Origin of the sequence: Brevibacillus sp. FSL K6-2834 (assembly GCF_038592925.1) — a bacterium.
Taxonomy (GTDB): domain Bacteria; phylum Bacillota; class Bacilli; order Brevibacillales; family Brevibacillaceae; genus Brevibacillus; species Brevibacillus borstelensis.
The window spans coordinates 4,643,726-4,669,074 of the sequence record NZ_CP151945.1; the positions used below are offsets into that span (position 1 = coordinate 4,643,726).

Here is a 25,349-nt window from a genome sequence, read left to right on the forward strand (position 1 = left end):
ATGAAAACCGGGAGGAAGCTTTTCCCGCTTTTGCTGTGTCTGTTCTTGACGACCGGCTGCTGGGACCAAAAGGTCATTCAGAATATGGTGTATTTGACTGCCATCGGCATCGATTATACGGACGGCCAATACGTTTTTTACACGCAAACGGTGGATTTGGCCAGGGTCGCAAAACAAGAGACCCAGGCAGACGAAAGGGAAGCCCCTGCCGTAATCGCCGTAGGCAGAGGAGATACGCCTCAATCGGCCATCGACAACCTGATCAAAAATGCCCAGATCCCGACATTCACCGGATTTGTTTCTTCGCTGATCTTTCACGAACGAATACTGGAAAAGGGGATTCTTCCGGTCTACGATATTTTGAACCGCTCTGGCCTTCTCCGATATACCAAGTGGGTTTTCGGAACACACGACAAGCTGGAGGAGGTACTGAGTGTACAGCCTGTTTTGGGCTTTTCTCCCGAATCCACCTTGCTTCATCAGCCCGTGGATGTTTACAAGCAGCGCTCTTTTATCCAGCCGATCCGCTTTCACGAATTCATCTCCGAATACTGGGAGCCTGCGAATACGATCTTGCTCCCCTCGATCACCGTCGTGAAGAACAAATGGAAAATGGACTCTCAATTTATTACACGCCTGTCGCTCAACGGCGTATTTGCCATCCATCACGGAAAGCTTAACGGCTTCTTTCCCGAAGACGAGTTGCTCGGCTTGCGCTGGCTTACTCCCAGAACCCAGAGTGCCGGAATCGTCATCCGAAAAAACGGCAAGTCGGTCGCGACAGTCCGCTTGCAGCGCCCGGATGTCGTCATTCGCCCGAAAAAGACCAAAGGTCCTGTTCGTTTTGATATATCCATCAGAGTAAAAGGGTACATCCGGGAGTTGATGGAAGACAATCCGTCTTCGTTTATCCGGAAGGAATCGGAGAAGGAAATAGAGCGGCAGATACGGGGAGCTTTTGAGAAAAGCCTGCGTTCGGGGGTTGATCTGCTGCGGCTGGAATACGTTTTGTTCCGTGAGGATTATCAAAGGTGGAAGCAAATGCCCAAATCCCAAGCGTTCCCCTTTCAAGCAAACGCCCTGGCAAAAGTCGAGGTCAACGTCGATCTCGCGGATTCGGGCAAGATGAAGCTGGATTGGTATGACTATCCCCGGTTGATCGAGCAGAACTAATAACTGCCCGCCCCGATCGGCAGGGCAGGCAGTTGATCTGCATGTGTATGAAAAGGGCAAGCCTTAGTTTTTCACCAAAAGCACTTCTTCAAGCGCTACATACGGCAGGTTGTGAGCTTCTGCAACTGCCTTGTAGGTTACTTTTCCGTCGATGACGTTTACACCTTTCGACAGCGGACGATTGTCCAGGACCGCTTGACGGTAGCCTTTGTTCGCCAACTGCACCGCATACGGCACGGTCACGTTGGTCAGTGCCAGCGTGGATGTGCGGGCTACAGCACCCGGCATGTTTGCAACGGAGTAGTGAATGACGCCGTGTTTTTCGTAAGTCGGATTGTCATGTGTAGAGATGCGGTCACAGGTCTCGATGGAGCCGCCTTGGTCGATTGCTACGTCTACGATCACGGAACCAGGAGCCATGGTTTTTACCATTTCCTCCGTTACCAGACGAGGCGCACGCGCACCCGGGATCAGGACAGCGCCTACGAGGAGATCCGCTTTTTTCACGGCATTCGCAATGTTGAAGGAGTTCGACATCAGTGTTTGCACGCGACCTTGGAACAAGTCGTCCAACTGACGCAGACGGTCCGCGCTCACATCGAGGATCGTTACGTTCGCACCCAGACCGAGTGCCATCTTCGCAGCGTTGGTACCTACGATACCGCCGCCGATTACGACGACTTCACCTTTCGGCACGCCTGGTACGCCACCCAAAAGCACGCCTTTGCCGCCATATGGCTTTTCCAGGAATTGAGCGCCGATTTGCACGGACATGCGTCCAGCCACTTCAGACATTGGCATCAGGAGGGGCAGAGCGCCGTTGTCCAACTGAATGGTCTCATACGCGATGGCTACCACTTTTTTCTCTACCAGAGCACGCGTCAGTTCCGGTTCTGGAGCGAGGTGCAGGTAAGTAAACAGGATTTGGCCTTCACGGAAAAAGCCGTATTCGCTCGGAAGCGGTTCTTTTACTTTCATCACCATATCGGCTGCCCAAGCTTCTGCTGCCGTGGCTACGATTTCCGCGCCCACTGCGGTGTAATCTTCATTGGTAAAGCCGCTGCCGAGTCCAGCACTGTTTTCGATCCGGACCGAATGGCCGTTTTGCACGAGTGCTGCTACACCTGCTGGCGTAATGGCCACGCGGTTTTCATTGTTTTTAATCTCTTTGGGAATCCCTACAATCATCGTATAAGTCCTCCTTTTGCAAACGCCGAATGACGAGATTACCTACATTGTACAGCGTTTACAAACCGATTTTCCTTGGGGATTCCCTTAATCTTGCCTTCCTTTTATTTGTGAAAATCCACAAACGAACTACCGTTCGCTGTTTAATTTGTCCAGCTTCAACTCCAGGTAGAGCGCCACCCGCTGATTCATGTCTTCGAGATCGACCTGCATGATCTCTTCGATTCTCTTCAATCGATAGCTAAGCGTATTGATATGGATATGCAGCCGATTGGCGGTAATGTTCACCTTTCCGGCAGCATCCAGATACGTTTCCAGCGTTTCCGTCATCGCGGTCTGATTTTCCGCGTCATACTGCTTCAGCCTGGCGAGCCTTTCATTTTCGTACCCCTGTTCCTCGTCCCATTGCTTCAGCTTGAGCAGATACCGGTAGATCCCCAGCTCGCGATAGCCGTGGATGCCCGCGGTTTCTTGCGGAAACAGCCGCTTGATCTTGACCGCATGCAAGGCTTCCCGGTAGCTTTTCACGAGATCGGCGTAGGCTTTGTAGCTGCGGCCGTAGCCTGCCGTCACCTGCCCCTCGCTTACGTGCGATTCCAGTTTTCCCAAGGAATCGGCCAGGAATTGCTTCACCTTTCGAACCAGCGCCTCATCCTGCTGTTTTCCTGCCCCGGCCTGTCCGATCAACAGGACGATTTGGTTGCCATCCACGACCCAGAGCAGCTTGTCTCTCATCAAAAGCGGGTACAGATACTGCTCCAGGCGCGTCCCCGCCGCCTCAATGATACAGATCAGATACGGCGTGGACAGCTGCAATTGCAAACTTTCCGCCTTCTGGCGAATGAGCGTGTCGCTGCTGTGGTTTCCGAGCAGCAGCTCCCACAAAAATTCTTTGCGCCGTTGCTCCTCCGCCTTCCGCTTGCCCTGCCTTTGAACAAGCCGGGAGACGGCAGCCCGTGCCGCTTGGCGCAAGATGTCGTCGTCTTCCTCCGTGATCGGCCGATTGACCTCGATCGCCCATATATACCCCAGGACCTCGCTCCCTTTGCGAATGGCGATGGCTACCCGCTTGCCCAGCCCGACCTCGTCCTTTGCCGGGATGTGCACAGGCTCATCCTTGGTCAGCAGCTCCTGAAACACGCCGTCTTTCCACAGCCGGGTCAGCACCTTCTCAGGCACGCGCCGGCCCATGATCGTCGACCACCTGGCCTGATCGGTGCTCTCGCTGTGAGAGCTGTAGGCGATCAGCTTGTGGTCGGCATCCTCAATTGTGATCGGGTTCTGCAGCAGCTCGCCGATGACATCAGCCAGCTCGTCGATATCGGCATGCTGAAATTGTTGGAAAACATTCGGTTGGTTTGACACGGCTCCACCCTCTTAACGCTCGTGTATTGCTATTTGTTTATTATAACGAAAAGACGTCCCGGTTCGTATCAAAAGTGAACGAAAAAAGCCGCTCCCGCAAACGAGAGCAGCTTTTCATACATTTACACCAGACGGGAAATCGCGTCCAGAATCTGTTCCTTTTGAAAGGGTTTGACCAAAAAGTCGCGGGCACCATTTTTCATTGCTTCCAATACTTTTTGCCGATGGCCGATAGCAGAGCAGATGAGTACCTTTGCTTCCTGGTCGATGGCCAGAATCTCACGCATCGCTTCGATTCCCTGCATTTCCGGCATGGTAATGTCCATCGTGACGACGTCAGGCTTCAGTTCCTTGTACTTTTCAATGGCCTCCACACCGTTGGCCGCCTCTCCGCACACCTCGTGCTTCCCGGCTACCATGTCGGCCAGCATTTTCCTCATAAACGCCGCATCGTCTACAATCAACAAACGGGCCACGTAGTTTTCCCCCTTGAATTGTCTCGCACTTATCCTTTAACTTTTACAAAAAATCAGAGACTTGTCCACGAGAGAAAATGGCTATTTTTGTCGAACGTACAGTTTGCGATCCGGCTGGGTTCCCTGAGGGAAAATGCAGATGAAACACGAGGAGCAGCGGGCTTTTTGACTCTCCTTCTACTCCGCTAAAAAGCCGACGGACCGTTCGGTTTCTCCTGTCTGGACGGAAGGGCTGCTTGGTTTTGGATGTGGGGTCGTCTCGCCAATCTCGGGAAGATCTACCTGCCTGATTTCATCGGGAATGTCGATTTGGGGAATTTCAATCAGATCTTTTTCCACCTGCCGCACCTCTCTTTTTTGTCTTTCGTAATTGCTCACGGTTATCATTCCCTGCCGTCCACTCCCCCATTCCCCTTTCGCATGATCACGCGCCAGTTGGACATAATGTAAAAGGCGAACTGCCGAATTGTTTGCGCACGTCTATTCCATTTACTGGAGGGTATGCAGATGAACAATCGTCATCAATACGATCTGGGACAAGCTCACCAACAATATGCCCACCTGCACCAAAGCCACGCTCAGGCTCACCAGCAGCAAGCGATGTACCATCACCAGCAGGCCGAAATGCACCAGCGAAACGCCCACGCCTACTCGATGCAACAAGGTCAGGGCCATATGATGTATCCGAATCAGCCTGCCTACAACGAGAAAAACACCGCGTACAACGACCAGGTTTCCCCGGCCGCCCTGGTTTTCCGCGGTCACATTTCTCCTGAGGCGATTCAATCGCTCAGCCAGTACCAAAACCCGTATGCCACTCCAGCCAACCCTGCCCTGTCGCAGCATGCGGCTCACGCGGTTGAGAATCAACGCGCTCTGCAAAGCGGCTATCGTTTCTAAATCGGTTTTCTGTAATTCAAAAGGAGGTCTGTACTCTAGGAGTACAGGCCTCCTCTTTTTTCCTGCGGGAGGATTTTTGTCTCATTTTGTAGAAATGTGTTCAATTACGTTTTCATTTTTGTGGAGGAGACACTCATGCCCAAGCTTCAACCGTTTCCCGCTTTGTTTGCCTGCCTGGTGATCGGGTTGCTTTTGCTGAATACAAGTCAATTTTTGACCAGTATGAAGCATATACGGCAAATGGAGGAAAAAGGAGTGCCTGGCCATCGGCTGCACGTCGCCCTGATGCTGGAAGGTCCCACCTACGACCAGGGGTGGAACAGCAGCGCCCTTGAAAGCTTGACAGAGCTGCAGAAGCAATATGGGTTCTCACTGGAAGTAGCAAGCAATCTGGACCCTGAAAAGATTACAGCGGCCGCCGAGCAGTACGCCTCCAATGGCTATGATCTCATATTCGGACATGGTGTCATTTTTTCCGAACCTTTTACAAAAGTGGCTCCGTTTTATCCGGAGACCCGTTTTGTTTCCTTTAACGGAGAAGCTCCACACTCCAACCAGACCACCATCCGCTACGATATGTGGCCCGCAGGATACCTGGTAGGAAAGCTCGCCGCGCAGATGACCCGTACGCGAAAGGTCGGCTATATCATCGCGGACAAGCCCACCGAATACGATCAATTGAATGGCTTCACACAAGCAGTCAAAGACACGAGCGGAAAAACAAAAGTGATCGTCGGCAAGGTTAGCGATTTCAATGACATCGCAGGAGCCACCAAGGCGGCAAAAGAGATGATCTCCAAAGGGGTCGACGTGGTCTACACCACGGGGGACAGCTTGAATCTGGCCGTCATTACCGAAGCGCAGCGTGCCAATATCTACGCGATCGGCTACATCGCTGATCAACGCTACATCGCACCCAATCACGTAATCGCGTCGATGATTCAGGACGTTCGACAATGCTATCGGACGGTCATGTCTCAATTTACTGCCGGAAAATTGCCTTCGGGCAGCGTTACCTACGGGCTGAAAGAAGGAGTAAACCGTCTGAGCTCGTTTGGACCCATGGTTCCCAAAGAAATACGCGAAGAAATCAAGCGGGAGCTGGACAAGTTGATTCAGCGCCGCTAGATGTTTGGAGGATAGACATGATGTCTCCGTTTCGCAGCTTAGGTTTTCAGAAGAAAATCATGCTCAGCTACTTGGTCATGATGCTGCTGATCGGGTGTGTAACGACCTTGTTCAGCTACCAGATGACCAAGGTGACATCCGATGAGATGCATCTGACCCAAAATGTTCTTCCTCAGGCCAGTGCTCTTTTGGATGTGAAAAACCAGCTCTACCTGAAGACATATGCCTTGAAAATGTACACCTTGACGCGACAGCCATCTTTCCTTGATCAATACTACACAAATCTTGTCAACAGTGCCCGGTTCTCCTCTGTTCCCAAAACGGAAGAAAACGGTGAGCTGCTCACGGTCATCGATTTGATCTCGCAGCTCGATTTCATCTTCTTGAACAAAATCAATCCCCTGCTGCAAGCAGGCAACGTAACGGCTGTCAGCTATGTACTTGAGACAGACGTGCAGCCAAAAATCAACGAATTGGAACGGCATCTGACCTATTCCCTCAACCGCCTGGAGTACCAGACGAACAAGGAATTTCAGAAAACGAATGAGACCTTGAAGGTTTCCCTGATCCTGACGTACAGCGTATCTGTCGCTTCTATTTTATTCGGACTGTTTTGCACGTTTTACTTCCGAAGAGAGCTGCTGCGTCCAATCCGGTCTTTGATCGAACAAGTCCGGGAAGTGTCCAAAGGAACATTCGGCCAGCAGATTGTCTACGACACCAAAGATGAATTTCATGAACTGGCGCAGGAGTTTAACAAAATGTCGACCAGCATTGCCCGACTGTTCCAGCAGGACGAAGCCCGCAGACAGGTGCTGGAGGAAGAAAAGAATGTCAGAGAGCAGATTCTCAACTCCCTCCCGGTCGGCGTCATTACCCGCCATTTTCATTCGGAATGGGTACACATCAACCAAAAAGCAAAAGAACTCGTCCGCCTGGATTCCAGTCATTTCCCCATGACCAAAGACCCCGACCTCTGGAGTGGCGGACCGGGGGAGCAGACACCCTGGTTTGAAAATCGGAAAATCTCGCTCTATCGCGAGAATGAAACGCCATTTACTGCGCTTGTCTCCTACGTGCCGCTGCGGAATCAGCACGACCAGGAAGCTGGATGGATGGTCGCTTTTTCTGACATCACCGAACAAGAGCAAGTCCAGGATTACCTTCACCAGTCGGAAAAACTGGCGATGGTCGGCCAACTGGCCGCAGGCGCTGCCCACGAAATTCGAAACCCGCTGACTGTGATCTACGGGTTTATTCAATTGCTCCAGCAAAGGCTGCCTGAGGAAGAAAGAGACCGCCACTACCTCCCTTTGATCTTGCAGGAAATCGAACGGGTCAATCATATCGTGACAGAGCTTTTGATGCTCTCCAAGCCGTCGGAGCCCAACTATCGCGAGGTGTCGCTGACAGAGGTGCTGCACTCCATCCTGCCGTTGATGAAGGGCGAAGCTGCCCTGCACGGAATTGAAATCGTCGACCTGCTGGAAAAAGATACGCGGCTGGAGGTTGACGTCGAGCAGCTCAAGCAGATTTTGCTCAACCTGATGAAGAACAGCATCGAGGCGATGAAGCACGGGGGATCGCTCTGCATCGGAAGCAAGGTGATTGATTCGACTGTCCAAATCCGCGTGGCCGACACCGGTTCGGGCATTCCTCCCGAGCATCTGGTACGCATCTTTGATCCTTTCTTCTCCCTCAAGGAAGAGGGAACGGGACTTGGCTTGCCCATCTCCCGCCGCATGGTTGAAAACCACGGCGGGAGCATGCAGATCTTCAGCGAGCCGGGCAAGGGAACAGAAATTGTCATTTCCCTGCCGCTCTGCCGCCATGGACGCGCTTAGGCCCGAGGAGCTGCCAGCCAGTCAAACATCCGCCTCGTGTACGCCTCCAGTACTTCTCCTTTGAACAAGTGGCTGGCACCCTCCGCCAGCCACAGCTCATGGGGCTTTCCGTTTGCTTTCAGCGCATCGGCCAGGCGCCGGGCGTGCTCAACTCCGACATTCCCATCTTCTGTACCGTGGATGATCAATACCGGACAGCTAATTTCCGCTGCGCGAAAAATCGGCGAGCGCCATCTGTAGGCCTCTTCCTGCTTGCGTGGGTGGCCGACCACACGGCGAAGCATTCTCCTTAAATCAATGCGCTCCTCGTACGTCAAAAACAGATCGGATACACCTCCCCACACAACCGCAGAGCGCAGACCTGGGCACTCGATCGCCGCCAGAAGCGCCATAATTCCGCCTCGTGAAAAGCCATAGACGCTGATCCTCCCGCTGTCTACACCGGGCATCCGGCAGAGCAGCTCATAAGCGGAAAAGACATCGTGCCGATCCTCACCGCCAAACTCGTCTCGCCCCTCTCCTCCTTCATTGCCCCGATAGTGAGGGGCAAGCACGACATAGCCAAACGAGGCCATCTGGCTAATCCGCTCCGGCCGGACCTTGCCCACCCCCTTGATGCCCCCGCGGCAATAAAGCAGCGCGGGCAGGCATTCCCCCAACTGGGCATCGGGCACAGCGAGCGCCGCTTTGACCAGAAGTCCCTGACTGTAATAGCTGACTGTGTAGAGACGGACACCGGGCTCAACAGAAAGCTCCGGGACAGCTTCTACAAACGGCTCCAAATAGTTGCAGGCGGTTTCTGCTTCCACTTTACTCTCCCTCTCCTTTCTGATCCTCGAAGCTGGCGTCAGCCCCGATCAAATCAGCCAAAGACTGCGACAACCATTTCTTATATACTGTCTGCTGAGGACCTCTTTAGATTCCCCACAAGAAAAAAAGACGGGTGCTCCCGTCTTTTTCCTGCTCTGATATGGTTAGGCCCTAGTAGCCGCGTTTTGCGTTCTTTTTGTTGATCGTAGCAAGGTTCTCCTCACTGTGCTTCAACCATTTTTTCATCTTGTCCTCGAAGGAAGCTGCGCTATCGCGTCTTGAATTGCCCCCGCGGTCGCCTCCACGAAATCCACCCCCGCGACGCTCTTCACGCTCTGGACGCTCCGGCGCAGGCAGTGCGGCGCGAACCGAAAGCGAGATCTTACCTGCATCATCAATGGAGAGGACTTTTACTTTGACCTGATCTCCTACGGAAAAGTGATCGTTGATATCTTTGACAAAACCGTTTGCTACTTGGGAAATGTGGACTAGCCCCTGCTCGGTTTCGCTGACTGCTACGAACATCCCAAACGGTTTAATTGCTGTCACTTTTCCCTCGATGATGCTTCCCACTTGTACTGCCATTCAGTTTGCACTCCTTTTATCATTTCCCAAAAATGGTGAGAACCTCTACTAGAAGCCTCATTACATTAGTATAGCAGAGATAATCAATGACTGAAAAGCCTATTCTTTCTAGGAACGCTCTATTACCAGCTTACCCCGTCTGGGATGATCGGTAGAATGCTCCTGCTATTCCGATCTCCGCTATTTTTTTATTTGGCAGCAGATGCAATCATTGGTTCCACTCCCATCTTTTCCTCCAGTCTGTCCTTCATCCTAGGATGGATAACACTTTGCCATTTTATCACCTTGTTTTTCGGCTTCTCCAAAGCGACCATACGGCAATGATCAGCAGCATCGTACACACGCCGATCCCATCCAGGACTACATCGGCGACCTGTCCGGTCCTGTCAGGGGTAAACGTTTGATGCCATTCGTCCAGCACGGCCACAGCCAGGCTTAAAAAAGCGCTCCAGGGCAAAGCCACCATAGCAGTCAAGCGCTGACGCAATACCCGATACCACGCCGCCGCCAAAATGGCAAATACAGAAAAATGCGTTCCCTTGCGGAGAAAGAACTCAATAACCCCTGCTACTCCATTATTGTCAATACTGATCTCTTTTTTTCCATACTGAAAGGAAAAATCCTGCCAATTTTCTGAAGCCGTCCCTTCATCGACAAACTTTGAAATCGTACCGCGAATATCCTGCTTCCCGTACGGTGTCGATGATGAGATGAACAATCCCGCAAGTATGCCCACCAGCAGGATGATCTCAAGCACTCGTTTCGCTCTTCCCACTTGCCTCCTCCTTACCGCCGCTGCCTGTCTTATGCTGCTTTTCTTTCTTTTATCATAACAAAATATAGCAGCGGTCTGCCGCCAGCATGCAAGTTGTTTGTGAAAACGAGAAAATGCCAACCGCTATTGGTTGGCATCTCGCGGCGAAGCCGACAAGGGCAAGAAATCTTCTTTGGACAGCTCTCTCGGTCTCTCCGAAGCCGGCTGTTGCACCGAGTCTTCATACGAGTAAGGCTGCCCGTCCGGACTCTTTCGTTTCCGACCTCGGCTATCCAGACGGCGCACCTTTTCATTTTCCCGCCAGGTGTGCAGATGCTGCCGGATGGCGGGAACGCTCAATGGCTGACTGTACAATCGTCGATACTCGGAACCGAGATAGATGGCCGGTGTCAGAACGATGACGGCGTAGATGGCCAATAGCGTTCCGATCAAAAGAGCAGCCGCGAAGGGCGCGTGCAGATCATCCCCGTTGCCAAGTCCGCAGGCAAACGGCAGGCAGGCAACTGTCAGCGCTGCGAAAACACTGATCAGACCCGGGACAGACCTCGCAGCCTGGGCTCTGATTCCATCCAGAAGCGTTTCAGCGTCCTCTTTTGTTTCAGCAAGCCGGTTCAGGAAGATCACGGCTTGCTGCACCATGATCGCGGCCGCGGCAGCAATGCCGTAAAAGCCCATCACGTTCAGCGGCCGGTCAAACAGCAACAGGCCGAACATCACGCCGCCGGACAGCACAGGCAAAAGGGCAAGCGCAATGATACCGTCACGCATTCTGCGCAGAAGCAGCATGCTTGCCACTAGTATCGTCGCGATGGCGGCAAAGCCGGCGAGGAAACGTCCGGTCGCGTCTGTGTCATTTGTTGCCTCTTCCTGCTCTTTTTTCAATTCGGAAGCGCTTAAAATGCGATACCCCTCCGGAATCGGCGTTTCTTCCTCCATCTGGTGCGAAATCGAGTACGAGATGCCCTCAATCCAACTCTGTACGGAAACGGCGCTGCTTACCAGAAATACGTAATCGCCGTCCTCTCGCTGATAAACAGGCGGTTCATCCGTAAGCGACCAGTCGGCCAGCTCCTGCAGGCGAACGGCTCCCGCCGGAGTGCGGATCAAGATGTTTTTGACCTGGTCGGCATGCTCCATCCAGTTGTCGGGAAAGCGGACTGTCACCGGAACGCTCTGGCTGTTCCAGGTCATATTTCCCGCCGTCTGCTTTCCAAGATAGCTCTCCATCTGCCGCCGTACTTCGGCCTCCGTCACGCGGTAACGGGCAAGCACATCCTGTTTCGGTTTGATCGCGATATACGTACCTGTCGTACCGGAACCGAGACGCTCATCCGTGATGATTTCCTTGCCGTCTTTATCCAGCCAGCGCATTTCCTGCAAAAAGCTGACGACCTGCATCGCGATGCCTTTGGTCGTATGGAGAGACGGCCCCTTTACCGTGACCTCCAGGCGGGTCTTTTGATCATCCGAGACGACCATGGCAAACGGATCGGTACGGGGAATCTCCCTCAAGCTTTTCTCCAGCTCTTTTTCCAGGTCAATGCGGGTCCGCGTCCATTCGTCCTTCTCTTCCAGCTGAAGATGGAAAATTAGATTTTCCTTGGACGCCACCGTATAGACATCCCGTACCTCCTCGAGAGCCAGCAGACGCTCTTCCGCTGCTTTGGCAGCCTGCATGGCTTCATCGATGGTGCTGCCCTTGATCATCGCCAGGGAGAGTGTCTTTTTATGTCCGTCTGTTTTGCTGTACGGATCGACCGGCACAAATGAATGAAACAGAACCACTGCAATCAAGGAGACAGCCAACGCTATTCCAAATGGCAAAAATCTTTGCCCGACGGTTCGCTCCCAGCGGGAAACCAGATACTTTGTCCACTTGCCGCCTCTCCCCTGACGTGCTGGTCCAAAACCTTCGGGAAGCCAGGCAGCAATCAGGATCGGAACGATAAAGCCGTAGACGCCCAGCATTACCACCGTACCGATCAGCGTTACCGGCAGCACGTCATGCAGGAGCGGCAGGTCAGCAGACTTCATGATATCTGTCGTCATCAGCCCGGTCAGGCAGGCTGCGAGAATCACAATCGCAAGCAAGACCGGCTTCATCAACTCTCTTGCGTGATTCAGGCAATTCTCCTGGGAAGGAACCCCTTCCTGTCCGATCCGGTGAAAAAGCGGTACGCCCGCTCCTGCAAACAAAACGGCAAACAGCGCAACCGGCCCGATCGAGGTGAGCGTGAGCGGTATGCCGCAAAGCCACATGCCTCCCAGCAAGGCTCCCGTGGCCATCAGATGGGACAGAAGAGACAGGCTTCCTGCCATCAGGCTGCGGAGGATGATGCCCACAGCAAGCGCGTTGCCGAGTGTGAGCAGCATAACCAGCCAGCCTGTATCGCGAACAGCCGCGGTCAATTTGGCGGCAAAGTCATCCGCCAGGTCAATCTGGTACCGCCCTTTCGCCGCATTGTTCAATTCGCTGACCGTATTCATCACTTCAGCCCGGATCGAGGGAAGCTGGGAGCCTGCTGCTCCGTACACCGTGATACCGACAGCAGGCTCTCCTCTGTATACGTACACGGATTCCCCCTTGCTTCCTCTGAGGTCGCGGATGTCAACGAGCGTCTTCAAGGGGATGTAGCCCCGTTCGGTAGAGATGAGCTGTTTCCCCAGTTCCTGTGGACTCGTCCACTCCGCAGACCATTGAAGGTGAGTCTGATCCGTTCCCGTTCCGACGCTGCCGACTTGTTCCCGGGCAGCTTTTCCCTGAAGCTGGCCGATCACATCTCCGGGGGTCAGTCCGTATACCTGCAGCATCGATGGACGGAATACCAGCTCCATTTCCTGACGGAGGCTGGTATTGTCTACTTCCACACGCGCCACTCCCGGAATCGCCCCGATTTTTTCGGCCACTTCATACCGGGCCGCGTCAGAGATCGTTTGTACATCGGAGCCATGCACAAGATAGTAGCCAACGCGATCATCCGCCAGGTTGGACTGGCTAAGCTTCCAGTCGCTTACGGGGAGAGAGGCGGCCAATTCCCGCAGCTTGCTCTCCAGCTTTTCCCGGTCGTCCTCAAACAGACTGTTGCGTGTCTTGACCGTGATCATTGCTGAACCGGCCTGTGCTCTTGCCGATATTTTCAGGGCGAGACCTGTGGAGCGGATCGCCTCCTCAGCGGGTCTCGCCACTTTTTCATCGACCATCTCCGCGCTCATGCCTGAAGCGGTAAAACGAACCGTATACTCCGGCAGTGGCCGGTCGGGGAAAAGCCTGATCTCCATGCGGAGCGCGGCCCCCACGGCCAAAAGACAACAAACCAGCGCCAAAAGCTTGGCCAACGCAGGCCATGTAGAAGCAAACGTCCGGTTATTCATCTTCCACCTTCACCGCCTCGCCGTCCACCACGTAGGATAGTCCGGAGGAGACGATCTGATCCCCCTGCTGCAATCCTTCCAAGACCTCGTAATGGGTTCCGTACAAATTGCCAACCTTGACAGGCTGCTTTTTAATCGTGTTTTCTACAATTTTCATGACGTAGTAGGACTCCTCGGCAACACCTACGCTTGTGACGGGTACAAACAAGGAGTTGTTGGTCTTTACCTGGTAGACGCAGGTTACGGCCATTCCGCCTCTCCAGTGGTCCGCTTTTTCCCGGACAGTCACTTCCACCGGATAGGTGCCGGTCGCCGTATCCATCACAGGCGCGACAAAGGAGACGACCCCCTCCGCCTCCGTACCGTCCGCTGCCTTGACCACCACCGTCTTGCCTTTCTGCCAACTGCCGATCTGCCCGCTGTCCACTTGCAGCTTGACCAGCCACTGCGATGTATCCACCAGACGGATGACTTCGCTTCCCGGTCCGGTCTGCTCCGACTCGGTCTGCGCAATCGACGCAACCACTCCGTTAAAAGGAGCCTTCAGCACCGCGTCAGCCGCTTCCTGACGAGCTCGCGTCAACTGGACATTGGCCTGCTGGACTTCTGCGTTGGCCGCTTCGATCTCCAGCTTGTCGGCGCCTTTTTTCAGCTCGTCATAGCGAATCTGCTGTTCCTGGAAAGCAATTGCGGCCTGCCTGTCGGCAAGTGCCAATCGATCCAGCTCATCCTTGGCAATCGCGCCATTTGCATACAAAAGCTGTGCCTGGGCGTGCTCTTCGGCAGCCTTGGCAGCGTTCTGCTTTGCTTTTTCCACCTGCAGCCGCTGCGTCTCCAGCTCATGCTGCTCGGGTCCCTGCAAGGTCTTGGCGCGGCGGACGCTGGCACTGGCTACTTGCCCCTGAGCGGCAGACACTTCCTGCTGGAATACCGACGTATCGAGAGAAGCCAGGGTTTGTCCCGCTTTGACCTCGCTGCCCTTTTGCACAAATATTTGCGCGATTTTTCCCGAACGTGCAAATGAAAGCGAGAGTTCTTTCAAAGGCGAGATCACGCCGGAAATTTCCTGTGTCAATCCGTCTTGCGGCGGTTCAACTGTATAAGCGTTTACGGTCTTTACCTTGATGACTGTCTCTTCTTCCAGCCGCTTCAAACTTTGTACGCTCTCACTCAGCTTCCCGCACCCCGTCAGCAACAGCGCAACCAGCGTGAGCCCGATCCATTTTTTCATTCCATCAGCTCCTGCTCAAAACTTTTTTCCCTAAAATGAACATAAAATGACAAAATATATTTTACAGAAGGGTCGGATTATTTGTACCACTTTTCTGTCATTTTTTATTTTTCTTTATTAATCTCCGGCTGCGTTCGTCACTCGTTTGTAACTCTTCCTGTTATTATAGTAGAAAAAGTGGAAATCCTCACGCTTTTCAGTTCGCAGCATCTCCGTTTTCAGAGGGATTCCATTTTTGACAACGCTTTCAGCTGTGTGCAGTTCAATTTTGATGGTGGGAGTGAGCTTCATGGCAAAAATCTACACGTCCTACGCGGACATCGTGGCTGACATCCACGACGGAGCCACCCTTTTGGTCGGCGGCTTCGGTCTCGTCGGAATTCCTGAGAATCTGATCATTGCTTTGCGAGACAAGGGCGTGAAGGACCTGACTGTCGTCTCCAACAACTGCGGCGTGGACGACTGGGGTCTTGGCCTTTTGCTCAAGGAAAAGCAGATCAAAAAGATGGTCTCTTCATACGTTGGCGAAAACAAGGAATTCGAGCGGCAGTTCCTCTCGGGAGAGCTGGAAGTGGAGCTGACGCCGCAGGGTACACTCGCTGAACGGATTCGGGCAGGCGGTGCCGGAATTCCCGCCTTCTACACCCCTGCTGGAGTAGGAACACCAGTCGCAGAGGGCAGAGAGACCCGCGACTTTGGCGGCAAGGAATACTTGCTCGAATATGGCATCACAGGCGATTTCGCCTTGGTCAAGGCGTGGAAGGCAGACAAGATGGGCAACCTCGTCTTCCGCAAAACGGCTCGCAACTTCAACCCGATGATGGCAGCTGCGGGGAAAATAACGATCGTCGAGGTAGAGGAAATCGTGGAGACGGGCGAGCTTGATCCCGATCACATTCACACGCCGAGCATTTACGTGCAGCGCCTGATCCAGGCCCCCTCTTTTGAAAAGCGGATCGAGCGCAGAACGGTGCGTCAATAACGGGAGCCATCCAGTAAGAACGAAGGAGGACAACGCTATGTCTCTTACGCGTGAACAAATTGCGATGCGCGCCGCCCAGGAAGTGCAGGACGGCTTTTATGTAAATCTGGGAATCGGCATGCCGACGCTTGTGGCCAACTACATTCCCGAGGGGATGACCGTCGTGCTGCAGTCTGAAAACGGACTGCTCGGGATCGGTCCCTACCCCACTGAGTCCGAGGTAGACCCCGATCTGATCAACGCCGGAAAAGAAACGGTCACGGCAATACCGGGCGCCGCTTACTTCTCCAGTGCCGAATCGTTTGCCATGATCCGCGGCGGCCACATCGATCTGGCCATCCTCGGCGCGATGGAAGTATCCGCTGCCGGCGACCTCGCCAACTGGATGATCCCCGGCAAGATGATCAAGGGCATGGGCGGCGCCATGGATCTGGTGCACGGCGCCAAGAAAATCGTCGTGATCATGGATCATGTGAACAAGCACGGCGAGCCGAAAATTTTAAACGAGTGCGCCCTGCCATTGACCGGAAAAAGAGTGGTCAATCGGATCATCACCGACCGGGCCGTGCTGGACGTGACCCCGGAAGGTCTGCTGCTGGTGGAAGTAGCGGAAGGCTACACGCCGGAGGATATTCAGGCCTGCACGCAGCCAAAGCTGTTGGTGTCCAGCGTGTTAAAAACAGTCAAGGTCTAGGCAAAGTGAAAGCCGCCGTGAACATATCCCGGCGGTTTTTTCTTGGCAAAATGGATGCGATTTCTACGGGGCTGCCGCGCCGTCAGCGGGCAAACGGAAGAAATGAATCCGACCTTGTACTTACGCTAAACCAAAAAGCGGTTTTCCATTATGTGTATAATAACAAGAGAAAAACATTCGCTTTTTACCGGATCGGAAAGGAGAATTCCCGATGATGCCTGCTGTCGGTTGTCTTGTTTTGCACGGATTCGCTGGAGATATCCGCGATGTACTCCCCCTGGCCAACGCTCTGCGCGCCGAAGGGTATCACGTAGAATGCCCCACACTGGAAGGACACGGGCTGGACAGACGGGTACTTGCCAAAAGCACGCGCAAGGACTGGCTGCGTTCCGCAGACGAAGCCTACAAACGCCTTTCCCTGCGCGCCCAGGAGATCATCGTGATCGGTTTTTCCATGGGCGGCCTGCTCGCCATCAACCTCGTCCACCGCTATCCGGCGCGGCTTTTGATTACCATCAATACGCCTTACGCCTACTGGGATGTCGAACAGGCGCTTGCTTATTTGCGCGAGGATTTTTCTTCCCACTCGCGCAGGTATGTACAGGGACTGGTCAAAATTCCTGTCCGCAGCATGCTGCAGTTCCGTCAGTTGCTTGCCGAGACGAAAGCGATTCTGCCGCAGGTTTCGATCCCTTACGTCCTGCTGCAGTCGCGCCGGGATGACACTGTTCAGGCTCGCAGCGCCGAGCATTTGGCCAGCAGCGTTTCCCCCTCTTGCGCTCCACATATCACCTGGTATGATCGTTCCGGTCATATGATTTTTCACGATGCCGACCGGGATGACGCCATTGCCCGGGTTCTAGCTGCGGTACGCGAGCACTCTCCTGCTCCGCCACCCGAGGGAAACGAGAAGCAATGAGACACCCATGCCCGTGAACAGCAACGGCAAGCCTGCCCTTTCCTCTACCCAGAAGGCAAGCATTGGCCCTAGCGCCGCCCCCAAATCGGTCATGACCGAATAGACCATCATCGCTGACGAACTGTTTTCCCGGCGAGACGCGTCATCCGCCGCCAGTGTGTCCATGACTGTGGTCAAAATGGTGGCGGTTACCTGTATTCCAAGCAGAGCCAGCAAAAAAAGCGGCAAGGACAGGCCCGCTGCGACACAGATGAAAAGAATGGACGTTGCCAGCATCGAAATGACAAACAGCTTGCCGCGTCCGTATCGATCCGACAGCCTTCCAAACCAGGGCGCCAGCCACGGTTCCCACAGCCAGCGAGCTCCCTGCACCGCTCCGGAGATCACCGCCGAGCCGATCAGAATTCCGCCTATCACCATCGTCGGATGAAAAAGCTCAATCAGCCTGCTGAGGGAAGCCGTAAACATGCCCTGGTAGCACATCGCGACAAATAAGCCGGTCAACATCGTTGCCGCCATCCCCTTTGGCCAACGAAAAAGAGAGACAGCCTCAGACGATGGGGCCGAAGACATCCGCGGTTCTTTCACGAACGATGGCCGAATGGAGAAAAGCACCGGGAAAAACGCAAGCAATGAGGCACCTGCAAACACGAGCGCAGCCGTCTGAATGCCGCCCCATGCCGCCAAAATGGCTCCGAGGACCATCCCGACCAGACTGCCCAATCGATACAATCCGTTGTAAAGCCCCATGAAATGCCCTCTGTTGCCGTTATCTGCGACCTCCACGATGAGCGCAAATGCCCCCAGCCTCAGAAACGTCCAGGCAAGCCCCCATACCCCCCGCATGATCAGCCAGAGCCAAAAGCCTTGAAGCGAATAGGCAGCGGTGCTGACAAAGGTGAGCGCGACAGCCAGCAGCAAGCCGGAGCGTCCGCCGGAGCGCTCGTACCATTTGCTGACCAGCGGATTCAGCGGCACGCGCACCAGGCGATTGATCGAAAGAAGCACCCCAACTTCCCAAAGAGATTCCAGCCCTGCCTCTTTCCAATACAGCGGGAGAACGACGTACAGCATCGAGTCTCCCAACAAACAGAGAGCCGTCACGATTGAGAGCATGACGACTTCTTTTTTTCCTGTTTCTCTACTCCTTGAATGATCCATGCCGTTCCCCTTTACTTTCTCTGTCTTCTCTCTATACACTACGAGGTAGAATCAATCAGTTCCAATACATATTTTCGCCTGATTCATAAACAAAATGGATGATTGGAGAGAGAGCGTATGAATCTGCATGCCCTGCGCATCTTTGTCGAGGTGGCTTCCAAAGGAAACGTGACAACTGCGGCCGCTTCCCTGTCGATTAGCCAACCGGCGGTATCCGCACAGATTCGCAAGCTGGAAGCAGAGCTGGGAAAACGGCTCCTGGCCCCGAAAGGCAGAGGCATCGTCCTTACTCAGGAAGGACAATTTTTGTATGCGCGGGCACGCCGCATCTTTGATTGGGAAAAAGAGCTGGAAGCGGAGTGGGAAGACGTCAAGTCTGGCATGCGCGGCCGGCTGCGGGTCGCCTCAACCTTTCTGCCCTCGCTGTATTTTGTTCCCGCCTGGCTGGCCTCTTTTAAACGACGTTATGAGCAGGTGGAGGTGGAAATGCGCACGGGCAATTCCCAGCAATCGCTCCAGCGCCTGCTCCGCAATCAAGCTGACGTCGCCGTGATCACGAACGAGTCCTGGGACGACCACCCTGTCAGAAAAGAGCTGATCACGAATGTAGAATACTGGTTTGTCGTGCCTCGCGACCATCCTCTCGCCGGTCAGGAGGTTCCCCTGAAGGTTTTGATGCGGGAGCCGTTTCTGCTGAGAGAAACGGGCAGCTCTACACGCGAAAAGCTGTTCTCGCTCTGCCGGGAGCATGGGGTCGCCCCGCCGAAAGTCGGGCTGCAGTACCACGGCTTGGTTGAATCCATTCAATCCGTCAAGGCCGGGTATGGCGCCATGCTGGCACCAGAACCGGCTGTCAGCGATTTGGTGCAGCGAGGGGAGGTTGGCCGCGTCCGTATTACCGGCGTTGAGATCGAGCGTCCGGTATACATATGTACACGGCTGGAGGATGAAGAGATTGGTCCCATTGCTGCGCGCTTTCTTGACCTGGTTCTTGGCAGGAATGTTGACAACTAGCTTTAAGTTTGACTGAGCTGGATTTTGCAGGCACCACACAAAAGTTGCACGATGTTCCTTTCATCCTATTTATCGCTTTATGTACGGAGAGAGTTGCAAGCATATTTGAAAAAACTGCCAGGAAATCAACATAACAAAAAACAGGTCTATTATGGCGGTATCTGACCATCATTGACCTGTTTTTTGTTATGCTATTGAATAACTTTCTTTTGTTCTGGATTAAAATAGAACTTGTCAGCCACATCAATCGATCCTCCGGTTGCGGACCACTGGGAGGTCGTGTTGGTCACGACAGCAGGTGTCGCCCTCACGGTGGGCGGCGTGTTCTTTCCGCCGCTGCTTCCCTTTGGCGTCTCGATCCTGGTCGGCGAAGGGATATCCGGTGTGATCGGGTACGCCTTTGGCATGCGCGGCGACGAGCTGCTGCCCCATTTTCCCGCATCGACGACCGCGTCAACGACGGTGGTAGTCGCGACGTCTTTCACAGTATCTACAACGGTGTCAATGGCCGCCGCTGAGCGAAGACAACAAAAACAGGTCTATTATTGCGGTATCTGACCATAATTGACCTGTTTCGTGTAACGCTATTACGTTAAATAGGGATATTTTTTCCAAACATTCTGTACGTACATCAATATTCGTGAATACTTCCTACAGATAGAACAAAGATTATGTTGGTGATGATGAGGTAAAGTGGTTCGTTCGGCACTGGGTAGCCGCCCCTCTATGCTAGGGAGTAATGATTATGACTCAAATGTAGTTTTATCTGGAAATACTCCCCCTTCTTTATACAAACATCTAGCCAGTCTTTGAGCCGCCCTGTCAAAATAAAATTTCGATTCGTGGGTTGAGTTTAATACTGGTTCAATTTCCCTAATAGTTTCGCTCTTTTTGTTCAATTCAATTTTTCCCAATATTTGCTCGTTCGGCCCAAAATGATAAACAACCTTCTCCTCATCCTCATAATCTTTCAGCAATAGTACAAATGACGCCATATTGATACCTCCTAAGGTCTCCATACTCTCCCTGATTTTTCAGCGGCAGAATGTGCTTTTTCGTAATCCGTCTTAAAAATACCTTCAAATTTTGATTCAAAAATTTCGTGATTAAGTAGTTCAATATCCTTTTGAGTATGTGTACCATTCTGTAACCTCTGCCATGCTTGAGCAATTTCATAATCAGGGTCGAATCGTCCATACCCACTTGATTTTGCATGTTCTTTAATAAATACATGTTCCTTAATCCGTTGAATACGCCACTCCGGTATACCAGTATTCTTCGCAATGGTACTAACATCTGATGTAGAATTTCTTATTGAGTCATACATTTTGATAGCTTCTTCTTCTTGACGAAGCCATTCTTTCAGGGACAGTTCTCTACCACCAGTCTGAATTTCACTCGTCCCCTTGGAAGAAAAATACTGTAAATCAATAGGTAACAAGAATTTTGATCCACTCTGCTCAGCCCCACTCTTCACCACAGCCTGCGCCGTTTCCTGCCCGGTAGAATACGCTTTGTTTAGTCCAATCGATCCTCCGGTCACCAGCAGCGCCCCGATGGCCGCAGCAATTACCGCCTTGCGGTAATTCACCTTTTCCCCACGCGCCCGGTCATCCATCACACTAACCGCAAAGCCTTCGCCTGCTCCCGCCGTTTTGCTCCGCAAGACCGTCGTTGCCAAGCTGCGGGAGATCGCACTGCCGATTTGCCGGAAGCCCTGGCTGATTTGTGTGCCTGCTTTTCTCGTGAACCCTGCGACAGCCCGGACAGGTGCCGTCATATTTTTCATCGTCAAAAAATGGTGCATTTCGGTATAAAAAGAGGCTCATTCCTTCTCATTGTTCAAGTTGGAATGCGCCTTTGAAAATTAATCTGCATTTTCTTCCCCGTCTAGATATAGAAAGTATGAATTCACCAGTTCAGTTTAATTTATTTAGGGATTCTATTGCCGATCCAGCAACCTCTATAACATACCAATTTACAGCAATTAGGAAATCCGATTTTTCATTCGATACAAAGTACTCCATACCATATGAGTTTTCCATTAATTCTCCAACCAATTTGGCATCCTTTACTACAACAACTGTATTCCTATCACGACTTTCTTGATCAAAGAAAATGTAAGCAGGTTCACTCTTTAAGTATTTTGAGTATGAAAACTCGTTTCCCTCCAACGGAATAGTCAGAGTTTCTTTCCCAATCGATAAGTGTCCCGTAATTTTAAAAGGAGTAAAAATGTCTATTACTCTGTTAATGTATTGTTTAGAATCTTTCTCATCCAATATAACTACTTCTATACCTAAATTTTTACCAACTTCAGCTAATTCCTGAGTATTTGGTTTAACATTCATAAACTCATCTCCTTGTTGCTGGAACATCATCTATAAAGATATGTCCCCTAATTCTATTAGCGCCTTTTCCGGGTGTTTGATAACCTATGTGAGGTTGATGAGGGCCTTCCTGTATTTTGCAACTCAAAAATGCAGAGTTTGGCGGCCAATTTATGCAGAACACTGCCAACATCAATACAAAAGAATTTAGGAAGACTTCATGCTGGATAGAGCATGGCGCAGTCGGTAGCTTTCTCCGGTAAACGCCAGAATATGGGCGTGGTGGACGAGGCGATCCACAAGGGCTGCCGTCAATCGCGTATCTCCAAACACCGTATTCCACTGCCCAAACTCCAAATTCGACGTCACAATCACACTGTTTCTCTCATAGCAGGCCGAGATAACATGAAACAACAGCTCAGCCCCCGTTTGGTGAAAGGGAACAAACCCAACCTCGTCCAAAATCAACAACTCACAGTCTGCCAGTTCTTTTTGAAACCGCATCAGTGCCCCATTCGCGTGTTTTTCCTGCAAGAGCGCAACCAGATCGGGAACACGGAAGAATCGAACGGCATATCCCCTTCGGCACGCCTCTACGCCAAGCGCTGTTGCCAGATGGGTCTTCCCCGTGCCCACTTTTCCCAGCATCAGCACATTTTCCTTGCGCTCCAAAAAACGTAGGTCGATCAATCCCTCCTTTGTACATGTTTCCGGTAAGGTGACTGCCTCAAAAGCGTAATCTTCCAGTGTCTTCAGTTGGGGAAACGCGGCTTTCTTTATCAGTCGCTTCAGCTTTGTCTCCTCCCGCCGTTGAATCTCCATCCGCAAGACTCCCAGCAAGAAGCTCTCCCGATCTTCAAACGGCACCTGTTCATAGGTTTCCATCACATGCGCCAAATGCAAAGTTTTGCACACCTTTGCCAGCTCTTCTCTCATTCCACCCTCACCCCCAGGATCCGGTCGTACTCATCCAGTATGGGTATCTGCCCGTGAAGGGCAGGGGGTGTATGCGACTCTGAAAACGGTTCCGGGCGGAAAACAGGGTGTTTTATCGCGTAAAGGGCATGCTCCAAGGCAACAGCCAGATGCTCTTGCTGATGCGACAATTCTCCCAGTACTTGCCCGATTTCCTTCAACGTATAGGTGTCGAGCAATCGATGGAGCAGGCGAATTCGTGCTTTTCGTGCATTCATGTCTTCCACCGTCAAAAACGTTTGGAGCGCCTGAGGCATCATATTGGTAAAGGAAGAATACATCACCGCCCGCGGGCGTTTTTCATATCTCTTCAATACCGCCTTCCAATCTACTGGAATGACTTTCTCCGTATAGGGACGAGGCAATGTCACAATCGGGGTGTATGTCCCGTCTGCCGTTAACACCTCCAGCACATCCCACTTGACTTTCACCAAAACCGGCTGCATGGCCCGACACTGCGGCAACGGGAAGAGAGCCGCGTCAAACGACAGCTCAGCGTATTTGTTCAGGTGGCACGTCTCCAGCCGGAAAATCTCCAGCGGTGTCGTCGGCAGCGTCAGCAGCTTGCATTTTTCTTGCTTCCACAACTCGGCAATGGTTTGCTTTTTCACATAGTGAGGGCGCTGCATATCCGCACGGGCAGCTTCCGCCAAATACGTCTCCAGTTGTTCCGGCGTATCGATAACCGGTGGCGGAACACACCAGTTCCGGCGTCCATACCCCACTTTGTTTTCCACATGGCCTTTCTCATGGCCGCTGTATGGATTGCAAAACAGGGGCTCAAAGCGGTAATGGGCGCAGAAACGCCGAAACGCTTCCGTACACTCTCGTTTTCCGCCTTGCTGGATGGACACAACAGCAGCGGACAAGTTGTCAAACCAAATCTTGCGAGGAACCCCTCCCATTTGCTGAAATAGCCGCCCTAAGGCCTCCAGAAAGCATTCCGTGTTTTCTTTCGGAACCGGGAACACAAAGGCGGCATTGCTGTACGGAAACGACAGGGTCAATACTTTCCGCTCCACCAGTTCTCCCGACTTGACCACGTACACCGTCCCAAAGTCAGCCTGGGCTTCCCCGCCTGGATGCTCCAAACGCTCAAAATGTTCGGCTCGTTCGGCTGCCATGGCTTTCTTCCGTTTGGAGACATATTCGGATACCGTTCGCTGCCCGCCAGGGAAGCCGTACTCATCCCGTAACCGCTGAAACATGCGGACGGCTGTATGGCGTTGCTTGCGTGGAAGACGCTCATCATCCTCCAGCCATGTGTCAATAATCTCTAAGTACGGTCCCAACACCGGATGGCGGCCTTTTCGCTTGCATACCGGTTCATTCCAATCGTCGCGATCCGCATATTTCTTGGCGGTTCGCCAATTCACCTGGACACGTTCCGCAATTTCCTGAATCGAACACCCTTCGACTTCCCGCAAAAATCGGATATACTGTTGTTGTGGCACTTTCAACATTCCTCTCACTCCCTCAGATTCTAGCCAAATCCAAGGGTAGATTTTGTAGGGGGATGTTGGCAAGTGCCTTTTTCATGGCCTCAGAATTGCGGTGGAACTCTGCAGTTTTCCGCCGCAATTCTCTGCACTTTTATCCTGCCATAAACACCTTCCCCCAAAGCTCCATTAGGTTTAACATTATTCCATTCTGGTATATCCATGTTTACACTTGCACCTCCAGGTCCTGACCACTCTACAGGCACACTTTTTCCGTTTATATCTTTCCCCCACTTTGTTACTGTAAATTGATCTCTAGAAAGACCTGTACGCTTAAATGCTTCATCAAGTCCATCTTTATAAGTTTTGCCAGACCCACGTAAATCTACATCTTTTTCCGGATCAAACTTCCAGTTATTACCAGTTAAATCTTCCCCCGTCCCTTTAAGCTCCATCCGCAAATCCACAGCTCTTGCCGCCGCAATCTCTTCATCCGTCAAAGTCGTCGGTACGCCATGTTGTCTCAGAAGATCGTAAGGGTCGCCCGTTCCCTCACCTCGCAGCACAGCCTTCAGACTATCCTCGGCCTGCTCAGCACCACTCTTCACCACAGCCTGCGCCGTTTCCTGCCTGGTAGAATACGTTTTGTTTAGTCCAATCGATCCTCCGGTCACCAGCAGTGCCCCGATAGCTGCCGCAATCGTCGCCTTGCGGTAATCCACCTTTTTCCCGCGCGCCCGGTCATCCATCACGCTGACCGCAAAGCCTTCGACAGCCCCCGCCGTTTTGCTCCGCAGGACTGTCGTTGCCAAACTGCGGGAGATCGCACTGCCGATTTGCCGGAAGCCCTGGCTGATTTGCGTCCCTGCTTTTCTCGTGAACCCTGCGACAGCCCGGACAGGTGCCGTCTTTTTCACTGTCTGCATGGATAAAAAACAATGGACAATATAAAAAAGAGGCTTTCCCCCTCATGGTGTAAGTTGGAATA

Annotated in this window: 25 protein-coding genes; 9 read left to right on the forward strand and 16 right to left on the reverse strand. The window is 52.6% G+C overall.

Features of this window, described 5'->3' with window-relative positions; genetic code table 11:
* The gene (locus NST96_RS22765) at window positions 1–1,173 is read left to right on the forward strand and encodes a Ger(x)C family spore germination protein (protein WP_003391245.1); all 1,173 of its coding nucleotides are present in this window, start codon (window positions 1–3) and stop codon (window positions 1,171–1,173) included.
* 63 nt (window positions 1,174–1,236) lie between these two features.
* Here the strand turns inward: NST96_RS22765 and ald are convergent, their stop codons facing one another.
* From ald to NST96_RS22785, 4 genes are all read right to left on the reverse strand, one after another.
* Window positions 1,237–2,361: an alanine dehydrogenase gene (gene ald / locus NST96_RS22770; protein ID WP_003391243.1), complete on the reverse strand. Its 1,125-nt coding sequence runs from the start codon at window positions 2,359–2,361 to the stop codon at window positions 1,237–1,239.
* A 129-nt stretch (window positions 2,362–2,490) separates the two neighbouring features.
* Window positions 2,491–3,726: a helix-turn-helix domain-containing protein gene (locus tag NST96_RS22775; RefSeq protein WP_003391242.1), complete on the reverse strand. Its 1,236-nt coding sequence runs from the start codon at window positions 3,724–3,726 to the stop codon at window positions 2,491–2,493.
* 122 nt (window positions 3,727–3,848) lie between these two features.
* Window positions 3,849–4,202, reverse strand: a complete 354-nt coding sequence (locus tag NST96_RS22780) for a response regulator (protein WP_003391241.1) — start codon at window positions 4,200–4,202, stop codon at window positions 3,849–3,851.
* Window positions 4,203–4,379: 177 nt separating this feature from the next.
* Window positions 4,380–4,580: a hypothetical protein gene (locus NST96_RS22785; RefSeq protein WP_141334198.1), complete on the reverse strand. Its 201-nt coding sequence runs from the start codon at window positions 4,578–4,580 to the stop codon at window positions 4,380–4,382.
* A 129-nt stretch (window positions 4,581–4,709) separates the two neighbouring features.
* Between NST96_RS22785 and NST96_RS22790 the strand changes: the two genes are divergently transcribed.
* The 3 genes from NST96_RS22790 to NST96_RS22800 all read left to right on the forward strand — a co-directional run bounded on the left by NST96_RS22790 (window position 4,710) and on the right by NST96_RS22800 (window position 8,074).
* Complete coding sequence (locus tag NST96_RS22790; RefSeq protein WP_342404728.1) at window positions 4,710–5,102, forward strand: hypothetical protein; 393 nt, start codon at window positions 4,710–4,712, stop codon at window positions 5,100–5,102.
* Window positions 5,103–5,237: 135 nt separating this feature from the next.
* Complete coding sequence (locus NST96_RS22795; protein ID WP_035980137.1) at window positions 5,238–6,230, forward strand: BMP family ABC transporter substrate-binding protein; 993 nt, start codon at window positions 5,238–5,240, stop codon at window positions 6,228–6,230.
* Window positions 6,231–6,250: 20 nt separating this feature from the next.
* On the forward strand, window positions 6,251–8,074 hold the full coding sequence (locus NST96_RS22800) for an ATP-binding protein (RefSeq protein WP_003391236.1): 1,824 nt from the start codon (window positions 6,251–6,253) through the stop codon (window positions 8,072–8,074).
* Here the strand turns inward: NST96_RS22800 and NST96_RS22805 are convergent.
* From NST96_RS22805 to NST96_RS22825, 5 genes are all read right to left on the reverse strand, one after another.
* Window positions 8,071–8,883, reverse strand: coding sequence for a prolyl oligopeptidase family serine peptidase (locus tag NST96_RS22805; protein ID WP_003391235.1), 813 nt, complete (start codon window positions 8,881–8,883; stop codon window positions 8,071–8,073). The genes NST96_RS22800 and NST96_RS22805 overlap by 4 nt on opposite strands.
* Before the next feature lie 172 nt (window positions 8,884–9,055).
* A complete protein-coding gene (locus tag NST96_RS22810; RefSeq protein ID WP_003391231.1) occupies window positions 9,056–9,469 on the reverse strand; it encodes a S1 RNA-binding domain-containing protein in 414 nt (137 codons plus the stop codon).
* A 280-nt stretch (window positions 9,470–9,749) separates the two neighbouring features.
* Window positions 9,750–10,244 (reverse strand): VanZ family protein, encoded by a 495-nt coding sequence (locus NST96_RS22815; protein ID WP_342404733.1) that lies wholly within the window; start codon window positions 10,242–10,244, stop codon window positions 9,750–9,752.
* A gap of 123 nt (window positions 10,245–10,367) precedes the next feature.
* Window positions 10,368–13,616: an efflux RND transporter permease subunit gene (locus NST96_RS22820; RefSeq protein WP_311068074.1), complete on the reverse strand. Its 3,249-nt coding sequence runs from the start codon at window positions 13,614–13,616 to the stop codon at window positions 10,368–10,370.
* Window positions 13,609–14,847, reverse strand: coding sequence for an efflux RND transporter periplasmic adaptor subunit (locus NST96_RS22825; RefSeq protein WP_024985369.1), 1,239 nt, complete (start codon window positions 14,845–14,847; stop codon window positions 13,609–13,611). Before NST96_RS22825 ends, NST96_RS22820 begins: the two co-directional genes overlap by 8 nt.
* Before the next feature lie 289 nt (window positions 14,848–15,136).
* Between NST96_RS22825 and NST96_RS22830 the strand changes: the two genes are divergently transcribed.
* The 3 genes from NST96_RS22830 to NST96_RS22840 all read left to right on the forward strand — a co-directional run bounded on the left by NST96_RS22830 (window position 15,137) and on the right by NST96_RS22840 (window position 17,442).
* The gene (locus NST96_RS22830; RefSeq protein WP_003391224.1) at window positions 15,137–15,829 is read left to right on the forward strand and encodes a CoA transferase subunit A; all 693 of its coding nucleotides are present in this window, start codon (window positions 15,137–15,139) and stop codon (window positions 15,827–15,829) included.
* A 37-nt stretch (window positions 15,830–15,866) separates the two neighbouring features.
* A complete protein-coding gene (locus NST96_RS22835; RefSeq protein ID WP_024985370.1) occupies window positions 15,867–16,523 on the forward strand; it encodes a CoA transferase subunit B in 657 nt (218 codons plus the stop codon).
* Between the two features lie 211 nt (window positions 16,524–16,734).
* Entirely contained in the window at window positions 16,735–17,442 is a 708-nt protein-coding gene (locus NST96_RS22840) for an alpha/beta fold hydrolase (RefSeq protein ID WP_003391219.1), read from the forward strand.
* Here NST96_RS22840 and NST96_RS22845 read toward each other — a convergent pair.
* Window positions 17,383–18,603, reverse strand: a complete 1,221-nt coding sequence (locus NST96_RS22845) for an MFS transporter (RefSeq protein ID WP_342404737.1) — start codon at window positions 18,601–18,603, stop codon at window positions 17,383–17,385. The genes NST96_RS22840 and NST96_RS22845 overlap by 60 nt on opposite strands.
* Before the next feature lie 117 nt (window positions 18,604–18,720).
* Here NST96_RS22845 and NST96_RS22850 point away from each other — a divergent pair, with 117 nt between their 5' ends.
* Together NST96_RS22850 and NST96_RS22855 are read left to right on the forward strand one after the other, a co-directional pair.
* Window positions 18,721–19,617: a LysR family transcriptional regulator gene (locus NST96_RS22850; RefSeq protein ID WP_342404739.1), complete on the forward strand. Its 897-nt coding sequence runs from the start codon at window positions 18,721–18,723 to the stop codon at window positions 19,615–19,617.
* Between the two features lie 231 nt (window positions 19,618–19,848).
* Window positions 19,849–20,175, forward strand: coding sequence for a hypothetical protein (locus NST96_RS22855; protein WP_152562180.1), 327 nt, complete (start codon window positions 19,849–19,851; stop codon window positions 20,173–20,175).
* A gap of 185 nt (window positions 20,176–20,360) precedes the next feature.
* Here the strand turns inward: NST96_RS22855 and NST96_RS22860 are convergent, their stop codons facing one another.
* The 6 genes from NST96_RS22860 to NST96_RS22885 all read right to left on the reverse strand — a co-directional run bounded on the left by NST96_RS22860 (window position 20,361) and on the right by NST96_RS22885 (window position 25,173).
* The gene (locus tag NST96_RS22860; RefSeq protein ID WP_342404742.1) at window positions 20,361–20,612 is read right to left on the reverse strand and encodes a hypothetical protein; all 252 of its coding nucleotides are present in this window, start codon (window positions 20,610–20,612) and stop codon (window positions 20,361–20,363) included.
* Window positions 20,613–20,623: 11 nt separating this feature from the next.
* A complete protein-coding gene (locus tag NST96_RS22865; RefSeq protein WP_342404743.1) occupies window positions 20,624–21,406 on the reverse strand; it encodes a hypothetical protein in 783 nt (260 codons plus the stop codon).
* Window positions 21,407–21,536: 130 nt separating this feature from the next.
* Window positions 21,537–21,968, reverse strand: coding sequence for a hypothetical protein (locus NST96_RS22870; RefSeq protein WP_024985374.1), 432 nt, complete (start codon window positions 21,966–21,968; stop codon window positions 21,537–21,539).
* Between the two features lie 186 nt (window positions 21,969–22,154).
* Window positions 22,155–22,883 (reverse strand): IS21-like element helper ATPase IstB, encoded by a 729-nt coding sequence (istB, locus tag NST96_RS22875; RefSeq protein ID WP_023555238.1) that lies wholly within the window; start codon window positions 22,881–22,883, stop codon window positions 22,155–22,157.
* A complete protein-coding gene (gene istA / locus NST96_RS22880) occupies window positions 22,880–24,385 on the reverse strand; it encodes an IS21 family transposase (protein WP_023555239.1) in 1,506 nt (501 codons plus the stop codon). The genes istB and istA overlap by 4 nt, the downstream gene beginning before the upstream one ends.
* Window positions 24,386–24,465: 80 nt before the next feature.
* On the reverse strand, window positions 24,466–25,173 hold the full coding sequence (locus NST96_RS22885) for a polymorphic toxin type 47 domain-containing protein (protein ID WP_342404744.1): 708 nt from the start codon (window positions 25,171–25,173) through the stop codon (window positions 24,466–24,468).
* Window positions 25,174–25,349 lie beyond the last annotated feature (176 nt).

What these genes read in the sequence shown, in the direction of transcription:
- NST96_RS22840 (WP_003391219.1), top strand. Translation starts at nt 16,735, where the DNA reads ATGATGCCTGCTGTCGGTTGTCTTGTTTTGCACGGATTCGCTGGAGAT.
- NST96_RS22845 (WP_342404737.1), bottom strand. Translation starts at nt 18,603, where the DNA reads ATGGATCATTCAAGGAGTAGAGAAACAGGAAAAAAAGAAGTCGTCATG.
- NST96_RS22860 (WP_342404742.1), bottom strand. Translation starts at nt 20,612, where the DNA reads ATGGCGTCATTTGTACTATTGCTGAAAGATTATGAGGATGAGGAGAAG.
- NST96_RS22835 (WP_024985370.1), top strand. Translation starts at nt 15,867, where the DNA reads ATGTCTCTTACGCGTGAACAAATTGCGATGCGCGCCGCCCAGGAAGTG.
- NST96_RS22765 (WP_003391245.1), top strand. Translation starts at nt 1, where the DNA reads ATGAAAACCGGGAGGAAGCTTTTCCCGCTTTTGCTGTGTCTGTTCTTG.
- NST96_RS22830 (WP_003391224.1), top strand. Translation starts at nt 15,137, where the DNA reads ATGGCAAAAATCTACACGTCCTACGCGGACATCGTGGCTGACATCCAC.
- NST96_RS22790 (WP_342404728.1), top strand. Translation starts at nt 4,710, where the DNA reads ATGAACAATCGTCATCAATACGATCTGGGACAAGCTCACCAACAATAT.
- NST96_RS22820 (WP_311068074.1), bottom strand. Translation starts at nt 13,616, where the DNA reads ATGAATAACCGGACGTTTGCTTCTACATGGCCTGCGTTGGCCAAGCTT.
- istB (WP_023555238.1), bottom strand. Translation starts at nt 22,883, where the DNA reads ATGAGAGAAGAGCTGGCAAAGGTGTGCAAAACTTTGCATTTGGCGCAT.
- NST96_RS22865 (WP_342404743.1), bottom strand. Translation starts at nt 21,406, where the DNA reads ATGAAAAATATGACGGCACCTGTCCGGGCTGTCGCAGGGTTCACGAGA.
- NST96_RS22795 (WP_035980137.1), top strand. Translation starts at nt 5,238, where the DNA reads ATGCCCAAGCTTCAACCGTTTCCCGCTTTGTTTGCCTGCCTGGTGATC.
- istA (WP_023555239.1), bottom strand. Translation starts at nt 24,385, where the DNA reads ATGTTGAAAGTGCCACAACAACAGTATATCCGATTTTTGCGGGAAGTC.
- NST96_RS22825 (WP_024985369.1), bottom strand. Translation starts at nt 14,847, where the DNA reads ATGAAAAAATGGATCGGGCTCACGCTGGTTGCGCTGTTGCTGACGGGG.
- ald (WP_003391243.1), bottom strand. Translation starts at nt 2,361, where the DNA reads ATGATTGTAGGGATTCCCAAAGAGATTAAAAACAATGAAAACCGCGTG.
- NST96_RS22850 (WP_342404739.1), top strand. Translation starts at nt 18,721, where the DNA reads ATGAATCTGCATGCCCTGCGCATCTTTGTCGAGGTGGCTTCCAAAGGA.
- NST96_RS22810 (WP_003391231.1), bottom strand. Translation starts at nt 9,469, where the DNA reads ATGGCAGTACAAGTGGGAAGCATCATCGAGGGAAAAGTGACAGCAATT.
- NST96_RS22870 (WP_024985374.1), bottom strand. Translation starts at nt 21,968, where the DNA reads ATGAATGTTAAACCAAATACTCAGGAATTAGCTGAAGTTGGTAAAAAT.
- NST96_RS22800 (WP_003391236.1), top strand. Translation starts at nt 6,251, where the DNA reads ATGTCTCCGTTTCGCAGCTTAGGTTTTCAGAAGAAAATCATGCTCAGC.